Genomic DNA, 15,562 nt, shown 5'->3' with positions numbered 1-15,562 from the left:
GGCTCTTCCAGGCAACTCAATCAGATGGGGCGGCTGCCGTACTTGCTGTCCGGCTTCTTGGGCGGGTCGGCGACCACGTTGGGCTCCACCTCCTGCACCTTGCCGCCACGGGCCAGGAATTCCTCCATGGCACGGGCCAGCGCATCGCGCTCCTTCTGCTTGGCTTCGACGCTGGGCAGCTCCTCGACCTCGACGGCAGCGGCTTTCTTGCCCTTGCCGGCAGGGGCGGGGGATTCGCCGTCATCGCTGTCGTCGCCACTGTCCTCGGCGGCAGCCAGCTCCTCGCCTTCGTCCTCGTCGCCCGCTTCGAGCTCGTCTTGTTCCAGTTCTTCGTCGCTCATTCTTCTACCTCGTGTCTTGCAAGAGCAGGTTAGTTATAGCCCAGTCGCGCCAGGTTTCTACGCGCCCGGAAAAAATCACGATGCCTCGCCGTAGAGGGTCGCCAGCACCCGGCGCGCACCGCCCTGATCGCGGTGTTCGCCGAGGTAGATCCCCTGCCAGGTACCCAGGGCGAGCGCCCCGTCACGCACCGGCAAGGTCAGCTGGCAGCCCAGCAGGCTCGACTTGAAGTGCGCCGGCAGGTCGTCCGGGCCTTCGTAGTCATGTTCGTAGCCACCCTCGCCCTGGGGCACGAGGCGGTTGAAGAACCGTTCGAAATCGCGCCTCACGGAGGGGTCGGCATTCTCGTTGACGCTCAGTGAAGCCGATGTGTGTTGCAGCAGCAGGTGCAACAGACCGATACGGCAGCGACCCAGTTCCGGCAATCCGGCCAGCAGCTCGTCGGTGACCAGGTGGAAGCCTCGCGCACGCGGCTTCAAGGTGATCAGCGTCTGGTGCCACATGGGCGCCACTCCCTCGGATTTCGCTCGGCGCGCATTCTAGCGCGGCCTCTGAAAAAGCAAAGGGCGCCTTTCGGCGCCCTTGGCAGCGGTTCGCACGCCCCGGAGGGGCCGGCGGGCTTACAGGTTGTAGCCGCGCTCGTTGTGCTGCGCCAGGTCGAGGCCGACGGTCTCTTCCTCTTCGTTGACCCGCAGGCCGATCACCAGGTCCAGCACCTTGAGGATCACGAAGGTGACCACAGCGGTATAGACGACCGTGAAGGCCACGCCCTTGAACTGGATGAACAGCTGGGCCGCGATGTTCTCGACGGTGCCGAAGCCACCCAGGGCCGGTGCTGCGAACACGCCGGTCAGCAGGGCGCCGACGATGCCGCCGATGCCGTGCACGCCGAAGGCGTCCAGGGAGTCGTCGTAGCCCAGCTTGCGCTTGAGGCTGGTGGCGCTGAAGAAGCAGATCACGCCAGCGGCCAGGCCGATCACCAGGGCACCCATGGGGCCGACGGTGCCAGCGGCCGGGGTCACGGCGACCAGGCCGGCAACCACACCGGAGGCGATGCCCAGCGCACTCGGCTTACCGTGGGTCAGCCACTCGGCGAACATCCAGCCCAGGGCAGCCGCCGCGGTGGCGATCTGGGTGACCAGCAGGGCCATGCCCGCAGTGCCGTTGGCAGCCACGGCGGAGCCGGCGTTGAAGCCGAACCAGCCCACCCACAGCATGGCGGCGCCGATCAGGGTGTAGCCCAGGTTGTGCGGAGCCATCGGGGTGGTCGGGTAGCCCTTGCGCTTGCCCAGCACGATGCAGGCCACCAGGCCGGCGATACCGGCGTTGATGTGCACCACGGTGCCACCGGCGAAGTCCAGCACGCCCCAGTCCCACATCAGGCCGCCGTTGCCGCTCCACACCATGTGGGCGATCGGCGCGTAGACCAGGGTGAACCACACGGCCATGAAGATCAGCATCGCGGAGAACTTCATGCGCTCGGCGAAGGCACCGACGATCAGGGCCGGGGTGATGATGGCGAAGGTCATCTGGAAGGTGATGAACACGCTTTCCGGCACGGCGTACACCAGGCTGCTGGTGTTCAGGCCACTGAGGAAGGCCTTGGACAGGCCGCCGATGAAGGAATTGAAGTTGACGACGCCCTGCTCCATGCCGGTGGTGTCGAAGGCCAGGCTGTAGCCGTAGACGACCCAGAGCACGCTGATCAGGCCGGTGATGGCGAAGCATTGCATCATCACCGAGAGGACGTTCTTGGAGCGGACCATGCCGCCGTAGAACAGCGCCAGGCCGGGGATGGTCATGAACAGCACCAGTGCCGTGGCGACGATCATCCATGCGGTGTCGCCACTGTTCAGCACGACCTCGTCGGCGGCCATGGCCAGGCCGGGGGTAACGAGGGACAAAAGGGCTCCTAGCCCTGCGGCTTTACGCAGAGTCATGTGGTTTTCTCCTGGGGCGTTGGGGTTCGGAGGCTTAGATCGCGTCGGTGCCGGTTTCGCCGGTACGGATGCGGATGGCCTGTTCCAGATTCACGACGAAGATCTTGCCGTCACCGATCTTCCCGGTGTTGGCCGCCTTGGTGATGGCCTCGATGACACGGTCGAGCTGGTCATCGGCGATGGCGACGTCGATCTTCACCTTGGGCAGGAAGTCGACGACGTACTCGGCGCCACGGTACAGCTCGGTGTGGCCTTTCTGGCGCCCGAAGCCCTTGACCTCGGTAACGGTGATGCCCTGCACGCCAATCTCGGACAGCGACTCGCGCACGTCATCGAGTTTGAACGGCTTGATGATGGCAGTGACTAGCTTCATGAAACTTCTCCCGTATTTGGTGGACTTGCCCCAGGAAAACGAACCCGGCTCAAGTCTAAGCGCAGTGCCTGGCTTTGTAACGCGTCGAACCGCCCTGGCCCGGCCCGCTTCGACGCCAACCAACCGCTCCTGGCGAAACACTCCCCCGCCTCGCCTGACGCACCGGTACTGCATCGGTGCACCCTTCACCAGCGCTAAAGCAGAAAGCTTGCCAGCTCGCCCAAAAGCCCCGTTTTTCAAGCAGATAGTGGCCCTTGGCCGTGGCGCCGGGCGGCACTGCCCCAAAACGATGCACGGAAAAGGTGCACGCGCACTTCAGCCATTGCTCGGAAATCGTGCGTCGGCCTGTCGCCCGACTCGGCCGGGACCCCGTGGTAAACTCCGGCCCGCCCTGTCAACGGATGCCCACCATGCTGCCGCCCAAAGCCCTGCTCGATGCCCTCGGCTCCCACGCCTCCCGCCTGTTCAATGGCGACACCCCGCTGCCCCGCGCCGAATTCGAGGCCCAGTTCAAGGCCCTGATGCAGAGCGCCTTCAGCAAGCTGGACCTGGTCAGTCGCGAGGAATTCGACAGCCAGATGGTGGTGCTCGCCCGTACCCGCGCGCGCCTGGAAGCCCTGGAGGCGAAGGTCGCGGAGCTGGAAGCCCAGCTGAACCCGCCGCCCACGGAGTAAGCCACTCCGGCCGGGCGGACCGATCAAGGAGCGATCCATGTCCCTGGCCCTCGTCCACAGCCGCGCCCAGGTCGGCGTGGAAGCCCCCGCCGTCACGGTGGAGGCGCACCTGGCCAACGGCCTGCCGTCCCTGGCCCTGGTCGGCCTCCCGGAAACCGCCGTCAAGGAGAGCAAGGACCGCGTCCGCAGCGCCCTGCTCACCAGCGGTTTCGAATTCCCCCTGCGGCGCATCACCCTCAGCCTTGCACCGGCCGATCTTCCCAAGGAAGGCGGACGCTTCGACCTGGCCGTCGCCCTCGGCATCCTCGCGGCCAGCGGCCAGGTGCCCGCCCCTGCCCTGGAGCAGCTGGAGTGCCTCGGCGAGCTGGCGCTGTCCGGTGCCCTGCGTCCGGTGCAGGGCGTGTTGCCCGCTGCGCTGGCGGCTCGCGCTGCCGGACGGGCGCTGGTGGTGCCCCGGGAGAACGCCGAGGAGGCCAGCCTGGCCAGCGGCCTGACGGTGTTCGCCGTGGACCACCTGCTGGAGCTGGCCGCCCACCTCAACGGCCAGACCCCGCTGGCACCGTTCCAGAGCCAGGGCCTGCCGCTGCAGGCTGCGCCCTATCCCGATCTCGCTGACGTCCAGGGCCAGCTGGCGGCCAAACGCGCGCTGCTGGTGGCAGCAGCCGGAGCCCACAACCTGCTGCTGTCCGGCCCGCCCGGCACCGGCAAGACGCTGCTGGCCAGCCGCCTGCCGGGCCTGCTGCCTCCGCTGGAGGAACACGAGGCCCTGGAAGTGGCCGCCATCCATTCGGTGGCCAGCCAATCGCCGCTGGCATGCTGGCCCCAGCGTCCCTTCAGGCAGCCTCACCACAGCGCGTCCGGCCCGGCCCTGGTGGGTGGGGGCAGTCGTCCGAAACCTGGCGAGATAACCCTGGCGCACCAGGGCGTGCTGTTCCTCGACGAGCTGCCGGAATTCGACCGCAAGGTGCTGGAGGTCCTCCGAGAGCCCCTGGAAAGTGGCGAGATCATCATCGCCCGGGCCAATGACCGGGTGCGCTTCCCGGCGCGCTTCCAACTGGTGGCGGCCATGAACCCCTGCCCCTGCGGCTACCTGGGTGACGACACCCATCGCTGCCGCTGCACACCGGAGCAGATCCAGCGCTACCGGGCCCGGCTCTCCGGTCCGCTGCTGGACCGCATCGACCTGCACCTGACGGTCGCCCGCGAAGCCACACACCTGGGCGCGCCCGTCAGCGGCGGGATCGACAGTGCCACCGCCGCCGGGGAAGTCGGACGAGCCCGGCGTCGGCAACTGGCTCGCCAGGGCTGCGCCAACGCCTTCCTCGACCTGTCCCGGCTGCACCAGCACTGTCCGCTGACGCCCGACGACCAGCATTGGCTGGAGCAGGCCTGCGAGCGCCTCGGGTTGTCCCTGCGTGCCGCGCACCGGCTGATCAAGGTGGCCCGCACCCTCGCCGACCTGGCGGACGCGCCCGACATCCAGCGCCACCACCTGGCGGAAGCCCTGCAGTACCGGCCGACCAGCAGCTGAAAAAACTATGAGGAACAAGGTGCCGAAAGAGCCGATCTATCGACTCTGTTAGACTGCGCCGCCTTCCGCCCTTGGCGGCCATCCGATCGAAAGGAGAGCTAGCTCAATGGAGGCACGTTCGTCTTCCCCATCCACCCTCAACCCACCGGTGTTCTACGGCTCTGCCGTCCTCGTCATCGCCCTGGTGCTCTACAGCACCCTGGCCCGCGACCAGGCCCAGTGGCTGTTCGGCCAGATCCAGCAGTGGATCGTCCTGAACGCCAGCTGGTTCTACGTCCTCAGCGTCGCGCTGATCCTCATCACCGTCGTCTTCCTCGCCGTCAGCCGCTTCGGCGACATCCGTCTCGGCCCCGACCACAGCCGCCCCGACTACGGCAACGGCACCTGGTTCGCCATGCTCTTTGCCGCCGGCATGGGCATCGGCCTGATGTTCTTCGGCGTCGCCGAACCCCTGATGCACTACGTCAACCCGCCGGTAGGCGACCCCCACACCGTGGCCGCCGCGAAGGAGGCCATGAAGCTGACCTTCTTCCACTGGGGCCTCCACGCCTGGTCGATCTACGCCATCGTCGCGCTGATCCTGGCCTTTTTCTGCTTCCGCCATGACCTGCCGCTGACCCTGCGCTCGGCGCTCTACCCGCTGATCGGTGATCGCATCTACGGCCCCATCGGCCATGCGGTGGACATCTTCGCCATCCTCGGCACCGTGTTCGGCATCGCCACCTCCCTGGGCTACGGCGTGCTGCAGATCAACGGCGGCCTGCACCACCTCTTCGGCGTACCGGTCAGCACTCCGGTGCAGCTGGCACTGATCGCCGGCACCTGCGGCCTGGCCACCCTCTCGGCAGCCAGTGGGCTGAACAAGGGCATCAAGGTCCTGTCGGAGCTGAACCTGGCGCTGGCGACCCTGCTGATGCTGCTGGTGCTGGTCCTCGGCCCCACGGTGTTCCTGCTGCAGACCTTCGTGCAGAACACCGGCGGCTACCTGTCGGAGATCGTCAGCAAGACCTTCAACCTCTATGCCTACGAACCCACCGACTGGATCGGCGGCTGGACGCTGCTCTACTGGGGCTGGTGGTTGTCCTGGTCGCCCTTCGTCGGGCTGTTCTTCGCCCGCATCTCACGCGGCCGCACCATCCGCGAGTTCGTCTGCGGGGTGCTGTTCGTCCCGGCCGGCTTCACCCTGCTGTGGATGACCATCTTCGGCGACACCGCCATCCACATGGTGCTCAACCAGGGCTACCTCGACCTGGTGGAAACGGTGCAGCAGGACAGCTCGCTGGCACTGTTCGCCTTCCTCGACCACTTCCCCCTGTCCACCCTGTTGTCGCTGCTGGCAGTGGCGATGGTGGTGGTGTTCTTCGTCACCTCGGCCGACTCCGGTGCCCTGGTGCTGGACATGCTGGCCTCGGGGGGAAAAGAGAACACCCCGCTGTGGCAGCGCCTGTTCTGGTCGATCCTCACCGGCGTGGTGGCCATGGCACTGCTGCTGGCCGACGGCCTCAAGGCCCTGCAGACCGCCACCATCGCCAGCGCGCTGCCCTTCGCAGCGGTGTTGCTGGCCGCCACCTGGGGCCTGCTCAAAGCCCTGCGGCTGGACGCCACCAAGCGCGGCATCCGCTACCAGGCGCTGGCCCTCTCGCGCCCGGCGCAGCAGCAACTGGGTGGCTGGCAGCGGCGGCTGCGCAACATCCTCATGTTCCCCCGGCGCAGCCACGTCACCCGCTTCATCGACGAAGTGGTGCGCCCGGCCTGCCTGGAGGTGGCCGACGAGCTGCGCAAGCAGGGCTGCGCGGTGGAAGTGCTGAACGGCGAGGACGGCCGCTGCAAGCTCAACGTCGGCCATGGCGAGGAGGTGGACTTCAGCTACGAGGTGCGCCCGCGCTCGCTGCTGCTGCCACGCTTCATGGCCCGCGAAGGGGGCGAGGAGAACGGTGACGCCCGCAAGTACTTCCGTGCCGAGGTGTACCTGCGCGAGGGCGGCCAGGACTATGACGTGATGGGCTGGAGCCGGGAGGAAGTGATCGGCGACCTGCTCGACCAGTACGAGAAGCACCTGCACTTCCTCCACGTGGTGCGCTAGGCACCGATGACAGGGCCCGGCCTGGCCGGGCCCCGGTGGGTCAGCGGAAGCGGCCCACTTCCTGGCGCAGCTCCTCGGCCAGGCGGTCCAGCTCCCGGGCCGTCTGCGCCAGGTTCGCCACCACCTCACGCTGCTCGCTGTTGGCCAGGGCGATGCTCTGCAGGTTGCTGCTGAGCAGGGTCGCGGTGCTGCTCTGCTCCTGGGTGGCGGTGGTGATGGCGGTGACCTGCTCGCCGGCGGCGGCGCTCTGCTGGGCGATCCGTGCCAGCGCGTCGGCCACCTTGGCGTTGCGTGCCAGGCCTTCCTGCATCAGCGCCTTGCCGTGCTCCATGGTGCTGATGGCGCTGGCGGTCTCCTGCTGGATGCTGCCGATCATGCTGGAGATCTCGGTGGTCGCCTCGCGGGTGCGGCCGGCCAGGCTGCGCACCTCGTCGGCCACCACGGCGAAGCCACGGCCCTGTTCGCCGGCCCGGGCGGCCTCGATGGCGGCGTTGAGGGCCAACAGGTTGGTCTGGTCGGCGATGGCGGTGATGACGCCGACGATGCCGCCGATCTCCTGGGAGCGCTGGCCCAGGGTGTTGATCACCTCGGCGGTGCCATTGAGCGCGTTGGCGATCTGTTCCAGGGCCGTGGACGCCTCGTCCATCGCCACCTGGCCAATGCGCGTCTGCTGGGCGTTGTCGCTGGCCAGGCGTTCGGTGGCGCGCATGTTGTCGGCGATGTTCAGCGAGGTGGCGCTGAACTCCTCCACCGCGCCGGCCATGCTGCTGATCTCGCCGGACTGCTGCTCCATGCCTTCGTGGGCGCCGCTGGCCAGGCCCGAGAGCACCTGGGAGCGGCTGCTCACCTGCTGAGCGGAACTGCGGATGTGCGCCACCATGGTCGACAGCGCCTCACCCATCTGGTTGAAACTGCCGGCCAGCTCGCCGATCTCGTCACGGCTGGACACGTCCAGGCGCACCCCGAGGTTGCCGGCGCCCAGGGCGCGGGCCTGGTCCACCAGGTCGCCCAGGGGCTTGAGGCGCAGGCGCAGCAGGCCGATCACCGCAGCCACCGCCAGCACCATCGCCAGCAGGCTACCAAGGGCCAACTGGCTGCCGACCCGCCAGGTGACCTCGCCGATCTCCTCCTCGGGCATGCTCGCCACCACCTGCCAGGGCCCGTCGGCGAAGGGCACGGCGATGCTGAAGAAGTCCTCGGTGCCGTCGCTCCAGAACAGCCCCTTGCCGGGGTTGGCCTGCAGGCTCTTGAGGGCATCGCCGATGGCTTCCGGGCGGCGCACGCCGGCGGGGGCCACCAGCCATTTGCCGGTTTCGTCCAGCAAAGCCAGGGAGCCGGTGCGGCCGATGCGGAAGCGCTCCAGGTTCCTGAACTGGGCGTTCTGCGCGTCGGTGTAGTCGAAGCCGACGAAGAGTACGGCGATCACCGCACCGGTGTCGTCGCGCACCGGGGTGTACTGGGTCATGTAGTAGCGGTCGAACAGCAGGGCTCGGCCCACGTAGTTCTGCCCGGCCAGCAGGCGCTGGTAGGCCGGGTGGGCGTGGTCGAGCACGGTGCCGATGGCGCGGGTGCCGTCCTGCTTGTTCAGCGAGGTGGTGATGCGCACGAAGTCGGCGCCATCGCGGACGAACACCGTGGCGACGCCAGCGGTGAGCTGGCGGAATTCGTCCACCAGGGTGAAGTCGTTGTTCAGCACCTGGCCGTTGAGGTACAGCGCCGGCGGGGTCAGGGCCGCCACCGGTACGCGCTCGCCGCTGTGCAGGGTGAGGCCCTGGGCGAAGCGCTGCTCGAACAGGCTGGCCAGGCGCTGGGTGCTCTCGCGCAGGCTGCCATGGAAGGTGGTGAGCTGGTCGGCCAGCAGGCGGGCCTCGCTGGCCAGGTGCTCCTCGCGGGTGGCCAGGTTGGCCTTGTCCAGCGAGCGCAGGGCGAAGAGGGTGCTGCCGCTGATCAGCAACACGAGGATCAGGGCGAGGGCGGCGGCGAGCTGCCAGGCAATGCGTGACCTGGGCTGGTTCATGGGGGGAATCTCCGGAAATAGGGCAAGGCGACACGCGAGGAGGTCTCTGCCCCCTTCGCGGGGCGGCGAGAATACTTGAGTGCCCTACTGAGGTATAGGACGGCTGTGCTTCGCTGCGAGCTGTTCTTTCCGATGTTGCCGTCAGGCCGACGAACGGCCGCTCAGTCCAGCAATTCCACGGCCGGCAGGTCCATGGCGGCCACTTCGGCGAGGAGGAAATCCCGCAGCCGCTGCAGGCGTTCCTGGTCCCGGCGACCGCGTGGCCAGACCAGGTAATAGCTCTCGCCGCTGGCCACCGCAGCCGGCCAGGGCAGGCCGATGCGGCCGCTGGTGGCGTCCTCGGCGATCATCACCAGGTCGCCGATGGACACCCCATAGCCCCGGGTGGCGGCGACGATGCCCAGCTCCAGGGTGTCGAACACCTGGCCGCCCTTCAGCGAGACCTGCTCCTCCAGCCCCATGCGCTGCAGCCAGCGCCGCCAGTCGCGGCGGTCCGGCGTTGGGTGCAGCAGCTCGGCCTGGCGCAGCTGCTGCACCGTCCAGGGCTGCCGGGCCTGGGCGGGCTCGCAGACCGGGATCAGCCACTCCGGGAACAGCCGCGTCACTTCCCAGTCCTGGGTGAAGTGGCCGTCGGAGAGCAGCACCGCGCAGTCGAACGGCTCGTGCTGGAAGTCCACCTTGTCCACGTCCATCCAGGCGCTAGTGAGCTGCACCTCGTTCTCCGGGCTGAGGTGGCGGAAGCGCGACAGCCGCGCCAGCAGCCAGCGCATGGTGAGAGTGGAGGGGGCCTTGAGGCAGAGGTTGCCGTCGTCCACCCGCAGGATGGAACAGGCGCGCTCCAAGGCGTCGAAGCCCTCGCGCAGGCCGGGGAGGATGACCCGCGCGGCCTCGGTCAGTTGCAGGTGGCGGCCCCGGCGCTCGAACAGGCGGCAGGCGAAGTGCTCCTCCAGGGTGCGGATGTGCCGGCTCACCGCGCTCTGGGTGATGGCCAGTTCCTCGGCCGCGCGGGTGAAGGAGGCGTTGCGCGCCGCTGCCTCGAAGGCACGCAGGGCATAGAGCGGGGGCAGGCGGCGGGACATGGCGACACTCTCGCATGAGTCAGAGTCATGAAAGGGATCATTTTTTTCCTTTTGTGGCGGGGCTTCAAGGCCTGGGAGAATTCGCCGCATCAGGGCCGCCCGCCTGGCGTCTCTCCTCTCCGTGGTGATCATTACTCATGCCTGCATCCCTCCGGCCGGAACTCCTGGCCATCCTCCGCCTTGCCGGCCCGCTGATCGCCGCGCAACTGGCCAACGTGCTGATGGTGTTCACCGACACGGTGATGATGGGCCTGCTGGGCCCGGCCGAACTGGCTGCCGGCGGCCTGGGCGCGGCGAGCTATTCCTTCGTCTCGATCTTCTGCGTGGGGGTGATCGCCGCCGTGGGCAACCTGGTGGCGATCCGCCACGGCGCCGGGGACGTGGCCGGCGCCGCGCGGCTGACCCAGGCCGGCATGTGGCTGGGCTGGGGCCTGGCCCTGGCGGCCGGGCTGCTGCTGTGGAACCTGGGGCCGCTGCTGCGGGTGTTCGGCCAGGAGGCGCACAACATCGAGGGCGCCATGCAGTTCCTCTCCACCCTGGTGTTCGCGCTGCCCGGCTACATGACCTTCATGGCCCTGCGCGGCTTCACCAGCGCCATCGGCCGGCCCGGCCCGGTGATGGCCATCAGCATCGGCGGGGCGCTGGCCAACTTCGCCCTCAACTATGTGCTGATCCACGGCTGGTTCGGCCTGCCCCGGCTGGGCCTGGCGGGCATCGGCCTGATCACCGCGCTGGTGATGACCGCCATGGCGCTGCTGCTGGCCTGGCACGTGACACGCCACCCGGCCTATGCCGCCTACTCGCTGCGCCACGGCCTGCTGCAGCCGCGCCTGGACGACTTGCGCGAGCTGCTGCGCCTGGGCCTGCCCATCGGCGGCACCTATGCGGTGGAGTCCGGCCTGTTCGCCTTCGCCGCGCTGTGCATGGGAGCCCTGGGCAGCCAGGCGCTGGCCGCGCATCAGGTGGCGATCATGTCGGTGTACGTGGCCTTCATGGTGCCGGTGGGTATCTCCTACGCGGTGACCTTCCGCATTGGCCAGCACTTCGGCGCCGGCCGCCTGGAGGACGCACGCCGCGCCGGGCGGCTGGGCATCGGCCTGGGCGCCGGTTGCATGCTGAGCTTCGCCGCGCTGTTCTGGCTGGCGCCGGAGTGGGTGGTGGGGCTGTTCCTGGAGCGTGGCAACGCCGAGTTCGAAGCGGTGGTGCAGATGGCCGTGGGCCTGCTGGCGATCGCCGCCTGGTTCGAGCTGTTCGACGGCATCCAGACCATCGCCATGGGCGCCATCCGGGGGCTGAAGGATGCCAAGACCACCTTCCTGGTCGGCCTCGGCTGCTACTGGCTGGTGGGCGCCCCGGCGGCCTGGCTGCTGGCCTTCCACTTCGGCTGGGGCCCGCAGGGCGTGTGGTGGGGGCTGGCCTCGGGCCTGGCCTGCGCGGCGCTGGGGCTGACCCTGGGCTTCGAGTTCAAGACCCGCCGCCTGCTGCGCGGCGAGCCGGCGGTTGCCGCCCGGGCTTCGGTGGCGGCCTGAGGCTCAGCCCTCGGGCTGGCCGAGGGCCGGCTGGCGCACGCCGAACACCAGGAAGCGCGCCAGCTCCACCAGCGGCAGGGGCTTGCTGATCCAGTAGCCCTGCACCTGGTCGCAGCCGAACTGCCGCAGCAGGGCGAGCTGGTCGGTGTTCTCCACGCCTTCGGCCACCACTTCGAGCTTGAGGTTGTGCGCCAGGTTGATCATGGCCCGCACCAGTTGCTGGTTCTCCGGGCGCGTCTGCATGCCGCCGACGAAGCTCTTGTCGATCTTCAGCAGGGTGATGGGCAGGCTGTTGAGGTGGACGAAGGAGGAGAAGCCGGTGCCGAAGTCGTCCAGGGAGAAGCGCACGCCCACCTTGCCCAGTGCCTGCATGGTGGTGAGCACCTGCTCGCTGCGGCGCATGACGGCGGTCTCGGTCAGTTCGAACTCCAGCCAGCGGGCATCCACGCCGCGCTCGTCGATGAGGCGGGTGAGGGTGGGCAGCAGCTGGCTGTCCTGGAACTGGCGGAACGACAGGTTCACCGCCATGTGCAAGGCCGGCAGGCCGCGCCCGCGCAGCCACTGCATGTCGCGCAGGGCCCGGGCGATGACCCAGTAGCCCAGCGGCACGATCAGCCCGCTCTGCTCGGCCAGGGGCACGAACTCGCTGGGCGCCAGCAGGCCGCGCTCGGCGTGGCGCCAGCGCACCAGGGCTTCGAGGCCGACGATGCGGCCGGTCTTCAGGCACAGGCGCGGCTGGTAGTGCAGCTCCAGTTCGTCCCGGCGCAGGGCCCGGCGCAGCTCGCCTTCCAGGTCGGCGAGGCTGCGGGCGCCCCGGTTGAGGTGCGCGTCGAAGAGGTGGAAGGTGCAGCCCTGGGCGCCCTTGGCCTGCTGCATGGCGATGTGGGCGTGCCACATCAGCGGGTCGGCGCCTTCGTCCGGGCGGGCATGGGCCAGGCCCAGGCTGCAGCCGATCAGCAGGCTCTCGCCATCGACCCAGAAGGGCTCGCCGAGGGCCTCCATCAGGCGCGAGGCCAGGCGCTCGGCGCGTTGCGGGTCGCGGCGGGTGTCCAGCAGCAGGGCGAATTCGTCACTGCCCAGGCGGGCGACCTGGTCACCGGGGGACAGCTCGGCCTTGAGCCGCGCCACCACCTGCAGGATCAGCCGGTCGCCGGCCTGGTAGCCGAGGGCATCGTTGGCGTGGCGGAAGTTATCCAGGTCGAGGTGGCCGAGGGTCAGGCCGGTGCCGCCGTATTCCACCAGCCGCGCGGCCAGGAGGGTCTGGAAGCCCTGGCGGTTGGCGATGCCGGTGAGCGGGTCCTGCTCGGCCAGGCCCTGCAGGGTGCCCTGCATCCGCTGGCGTTCGCCGAGGTAGCGCAGGCAGCGGCGCAGCAGGTCCAGGTCGAGGCGCTCGCGCGGCAGCCAGTCATGGACGCCGGCGGGCAGCTCGCCCGGGTCCTGCTCCAGCAGCAGTACGGTGGGCAGGTGGCAGCGGCCGGGCACGGGCAACAGCTCGGCGGTGCAGAAGAGGATGCCTTCGGTGCCGTCGTCGAACAGGCTCGAGGCGGCTTCCCAGGTGGGGGCGGTGATCAGGAGGTAATCGGGCCCGAGGGCCTCGAACAGCGGGCGAACCCCTTCCGCCCAGCCAGGCGTGTCCGCCAGCAGCAACAGGTGCAGGGGCTTCGCGAGCGCAGACAATCGGACCTCCCCAGGTCACAAGAAGCAGTGGCGCCAGGCGCCTGTTCGCGTCGTAGTCGACGTCGTTTTATTCGTGCACTACCGGCACGTTGTTGGCTCACCGGGCTCGAATGAGATCGCCTCTCAGACCCAGGTGCCGGAACAATCGTACTGGAAGTGTGGAAATAGCCAAGTCGCAACCTGCCCCAAAGGGGGGCTGGATCACACTGTGGAACGGACTTCGGCATGCCCGGCGGGGTTTGGTAGAATGCGCGGCCATTCCCTTCCCCCGTACAGCCCGCATGTCCCGACTCAACCCCCGGCAGCAGGAAGCCGTGAACTACGTCGGCGGCCCGCTCCTGGTGCTCGCCGGTGCCGGTTCCGGCAAGACCAGCGTGATCACCCGCAAGATCGCCTACCTCGTCCAGCAGTGCGGCATCCGCGCCCAGCACATCGTCGCCGTGACCTTCACCAACAAGGCCGCCCGCGAGATGAAGGAGCGCGTCAGCAGCCTGCTGCGCGGTGCCGAAGGCCGTGGGCTGACGGTGTCCACCTTCCACAACCTGGGCCTGAACATCATCCGCAAGGAGCACGCGCGGCTGGGCTACAAGCCGGGGTTCTCGATCTTCGACGAGACGGACATCAAGGCGCTGCTGTCGGACATCATGCAGAAGGAGTACTCGGGCGACGACGGCGTCGACGAGATCAAGAACTGCATCGGCAACTGGAAGAACGACCTGGTGCTGCCCGAGGAGGCCCTGGCCAACGCGCGCAACCCCAAGGAACAAACCGCGGCCATCGTCTACCTGCACTACCAGCGCACGCTGAAGGCCTACAACGCGGTGGACTTCGACGACCTGATCCTGCTGCCGGTGAAGCTCTTCCAGGACAACCCTGACATCCTCGAAAAGTGGCAGTACCGGGTGCGCTACATGCTGGTGGACGAGTACCAGGACACCAACGCCAGCCAGTACCTGCTGGTGAAGCTGCTGGTGCAGCACCGCGCGCAGTTCACCGTGGTGGGCGACGACGACCAGTCGATCTACGCCTGGCGCGGCGCGCGGCCGGAGAACCTGATGCAGCTGAAGGAGGACTTCCCCTCCCTCAAGGTGGTGATGCTGGAGCAGAACTACCGCTCCACCAGCCGCATCCTCAAGTGCGCCAACGTGCTGATCGCCAACAACCCCCACGTGTTCGAGAAGCAGCTGTGGAGCGAGATGGGCGTGGGCGACCCGATCCGGGTGATCCGCTGCCGCAACGAGGACGCCGAGGCCGAGCGCATCGCCATGGAGATCCTCACCCTGCACCTGCGCACCCAGCGGCCCTACAGCGACTTCGCCATCCTCTACCGGGGCAACCACCAGGCCAAGCTGATGGAGCTGAAGCTGCAGCACCACCAGATTCCCTACCGGCTCTCGGGCGGCACCAGCTTCTTCGGGCGCCAGGAAGTGAAGGACCTGATGTCCTACTTCCGCCTGCTGGTGAACCCGGACGACGACAACGCCTTCCTGCGGGTGATCAACGTGCCGCGCCGGGAGATCGGCTCCACCACCCTGGAGAAGCTCGGCAACTACGCCACCGAGCGGAAGATCTCGATGTACGCCGCCGCCGATGAGATCGGCCTGGCCGAGCACCTGGACAGCCGCTACACCGAGCGCCTGCAGCGCTTCAAGCGCTTCATGGACAAGGTCCGCCAACAATGCGCCGAGAGCGACCCGATCGCCGCCCTGCGCAGCATGGTGATGGACATCGACTACGAGAACTGGATCCGCCAGAACGCCTCCAGCGACAAGGTCGCCGACTTCCGCATGGGCAACGTGTGGTTCCTCGTGGATGCGCTGAAGAACACCCTCGAGCGCGACGAGGAAGGCGGCATGACCATCGAGGAAGCCATCGCCAAGCTGGTGCTGCGCGACATGCTCGAACGCCAGCAGGAGGAGGAAGAGGGCGCCGAGGGGGTGCAGATGATGACCCTGCACGCGTCCAAGGGCCTGGAGTTCCCCTACGTGTTCATCATGGGCGTGGAGGAAGACATCCTCCCGCACCGCTCCAGCATCGAGGCCGACACCATCGAGGAAGAGCGCCGCCTGGCCTACGTGGGCATCACCCGCGCCCGGCAGAACCTGGCGATGACCTTCGCCGCCAAGCGCAAGCAGTACGGCGAGATCATCGACTGCTCACCCAGCCGCTTCCTCGACGAGCTGCCGCCGGAAGACCTGGAGTGGGAAGGCATGGACGACACGCCGACCGAGGTGAAGGCGGTGCGTGGCAATACGGCGCTGGCGGACATCCGGGCGATGCTGAAGAAGCCCTGACCGGGCCTGCGGAGAAGTCTGACCGA

At 68.1% G+C, this 15,562-nt stretch carries 12 protein-coding genes and 1 pseudogene; 5 read left to right on the top strand and 8 right to left on the bottom strand.

The window, feature by feature from the left end; genetic code table 11:
- Positions 1 to 20 precede the first annotated feature (20 nt).
- The 4 genes from sutA to glnK all read right to left on the bottom strand — a co-directional run bounded on the left by sutA (position 21) and on the right by glnK (position 2,652).
- Positions 21 to 341 carry a transcriptional regulator SutA gene (gene sutA, locus SZ55_RS02510; RefSeq protein ID WP_044400784.1) on the bottom strand — a complete coding sequence of 107 codons (321 nt, stop codon included), beginning with the start codon at positions 339 to 341 and terminating at the stop codon, positions 21 to 23.
- A 75-nt stretch (positions 342 to 416) separates the two neighbouring features.
- Positions 417 to 842 carry a secondary thiamine-phosphate synthase enzyme YjbQ gene (locus SZ55_RS02505; protein WP_044400781.1) on the bottom strand — a complete coding sequence of 142 codons (426 nt, stop codon included), beginning with the start codon at positions 840 to 842 and terminating at the stop codon, positions 417 to 419.
- 117 nt (positions 843 to 959) lie between these two features.
- Entirely contained in the window at positions 960 to 2,279 is a 1,320-nt protein-coding gene (locus SZ55_RS02500) for an ammonium transporter (RefSeq protein ID WP_044400778.1), read from the bottom strand.
- Between the two features lie 34 nt (positions 2,280 to 2,313).
- Positions 2,314 to 2,652, bottom strand: coding sequence for a P-II family nitrogen regulator (gene glnK / locus SZ55_RS02495; protein ID WP_003457590.1), 339 nt, complete (start codon positions 2,650 to 2,652; stop codon positions 2,314 to 2,316).
- Positions 2,653 to 3,062: 410 nt separating this feature from the next.
- On the opposite strand from glnK, the gene SZ55_RS02490 reads away from it, so the two are divergent.
- From SZ55_RS02490 to betT, 3 genes are all read left to right on the top strand, one after another.
- Entirely contained in the window at positions 3,063 to 3,326 is a 264-nt protein-coding gene (locus SZ55_RS02490; protein ID WP_044400771.1) for an accessory factor UbiK family protein, read from the top strand.
- Between the two features lie 37 nt (positions 3,327 to 3,363).
- A complete protein-coding gene (locus SZ55_RS02485; RefSeq protein WP_044400767.1) occupies positions 3,364 to 4,857 on the top strand; it encodes a YifB family Mg chelatase-like AAA ATPase in 1,494 nt (497 codons plus the stop codon).
- Between the two features lie 106 nt (positions 4,858 to 4,963).
- Complete coding sequence (betT, locus tag SZ55_RS02480; protein ID WP_044400764.1) at positions 4,964 to 6,940, top strand: choline BCCT transporter BetT; 1,977 nt, start codon at positions 4,964 to 4,966, stop codon at positions 6,938 to 6,940.
- A 40-nt stretch (positions 6,941 to 6,980) separates the two neighbouring features.
- Here betT and SZ55_RS28965 read toward each other — a convergent pair whose 3' ends face one another.
- The 3 genes and pseudogenes from SZ55_RS28965 to SZ55_RS02470 form a co-directional block, all read right to left on the bottom strand.
- Positions 6,981 to 7,703: a methyl-accepting chemotaxis protein gene (locus SZ55_RS28965; protein WP_373870815.1), complete on the bottom strand. Its 723-nt coding sequence runs from the start codon at positions 7,701 to 7,703 to the stop codon at positions 6,981 to 6,983.
- Positions 7,704 to 7,835: 132 nt separating this feature from the next.
- Positions 7,836 to 8,957, bottom strand: a pseudogene (locus tag SZ55_RS28960) (Cache 3/Cache 2 fusion domain-containing protein); the annotation flags it as partial.
- 161 nt (positions 8,958 to 9,118) lie between these two features.
- Positions 9,119 to 10,036, bottom strand: a complete 918-nt coding sequence (locus tag SZ55_RS02470) for a LysR substrate-binding domain-containing protein (protein WP_044400758.1) — start codon at positions 10,034 to 10,036, stop codon at positions 9,119 to 9,121.
- Between the two features lie 137 nt (positions 10,037 to 10,173).
- Here SZ55_RS02470 and SZ55_RS02465 point away from each other — a divergent pair, with 137 nt between their 5' ends.
- Positions 10,174 to 11,565: a NorM family multidrug efflux MATE transporter gene (locus SZ55_RS02465; RefSeq protein ID WP_044400755.1), complete on the top strand. Its 1,392-nt coding sequence runs from the start codon at positions 10,174 to 10,176 to the stop codon at positions 11,563 to 11,565.
- Between the two features lie 3 nt (positions 11,566 to 11,568).
- Here the strand turns inward: SZ55_RS02465 and SZ55_RS02460 are convergent, their stop codons facing one another.
- The gene (locus tag SZ55_RS02460; protein WP_044400752.1) at positions 11,569 to 13,242 is read right to left on the bottom strand and encodes a putative bifunctional diguanylate cyclase/phosphodiesterase; all 1,674 of its coding nucleotides are present in this window, start codon (positions 13,240 to 13,242) and stop codon (positions 11,569 to 11,571) included.
- A gap of 281 nt (positions 13,243 to 13,523) precedes the next feature.
- On the opposite strand from SZ55_RS02460, the gene rep reads away from it, so the two are divergent.
- Positions 13,524 to 15,536 (top strand): DNA helicase Rep, encoded by a 2,013-nt coding sequence (gene rep / locus SZ55_RS02455; protein WP_044400749.1) that lies wholly within the window; start codon positions 13,524 to 13,526, stop codon positions 15,534 to 15,536.
- Positions 15,537 to 15,562: the final 26 nt, after the last annotated feature.

The sequence above is a fragment of the Pseudomonas sp. FeS53a genome (assembly GCF_000931385.1).
Classification (GTDB): Bacteria; Pseudomonadota; Gammaproteobacteria; order Pseudomonadales; family Pseudomonadaceae; genus Metapseudomonas; species Metapseudomonas otitidis.
Note: the sequence above shows the minus strand (reverse complement) of the source record. Positions and strands in the feature narration are given on the sequence as shown.

Bases quoted from the DNA above. Each gene is read 5' to 3' on its own strand.
- SZ55_RS02500 (WP_044400778.1), bottom strand. From the start codon at position 2,279: ATGACTCTGCGTAAAGCCGCAGGGCTAGGAGCCCTTTTGTCCCTCGTT.
- SZ55_RS02465 (WP_044400755.1), top strand. From the start codon at position 10,174: ATGCCTGCATCCCTCCGGCCGGAACTCCTGGCCATCCTCCGCCTTGCC.
- rep (WP_044400749.1), top strand. From the start codon at position 13,524: ATGTCCCGACTCAACCCCCGGCAGCAGGAAGCCGTGAACTACGTCGGC.
- SZ55_RS02490 (WP_044400771.1), top strand. From the start codon at position 3,063: ATGCTGCCGCCCAAAGCCCTGCTCGATGCCCTCGGCTCCCACGCCTCC.
- SZ55_RS02485 (WP_044400767.1), top strand. From the start codon at position 3,364: ATGTCCCTGGCCCTCGTCCACAGCCGCGCCCAGGTCGGCGTGGAAGCC.
- betT (WP_044400764.1), top strand. From the start codon at position 4,964: ATGGAGGCACGTTCGTCTTCCCCATCCACCCTCAACCCACCGGTGTTC.
- sutA (WP_044400784.1), bottom strand. From the start codon at position 341: ATGAGCGACGAAGAACTGGAACAAGACGAGCTCGAAGCGGGCGACGAG.
- SZ55_RS02470 (WP_044400758.1), bottom strand. From the start codon at position 10,036: ATGTCCCGCCGCCTGCCCCCGCTCTATGCCCTGCGTGCCTTCGAGGCA.
- SZ55_RS28965 (WP_373870815.1), bottom strand. From the start codon at position 7,703: ATGGCCGGCGCGGTGGAGGAGTTCAGCGCCACCTCGCTGAACATCGCC.
- glnK (WP_003457590.1), bottom strand. From the start codon at position 2,652: ATGAAGCTAGTCACTGCCATCATCAAGCCGTTCAAACTCGATGACGTG.
- SZ55_RS02505 (WP_044400781.1), bottom strand. From the start codon at position 842: ATGTGGCACCAGACGCTGATCACCTTGAAGCCGCGTGCGCGAGGCTTC.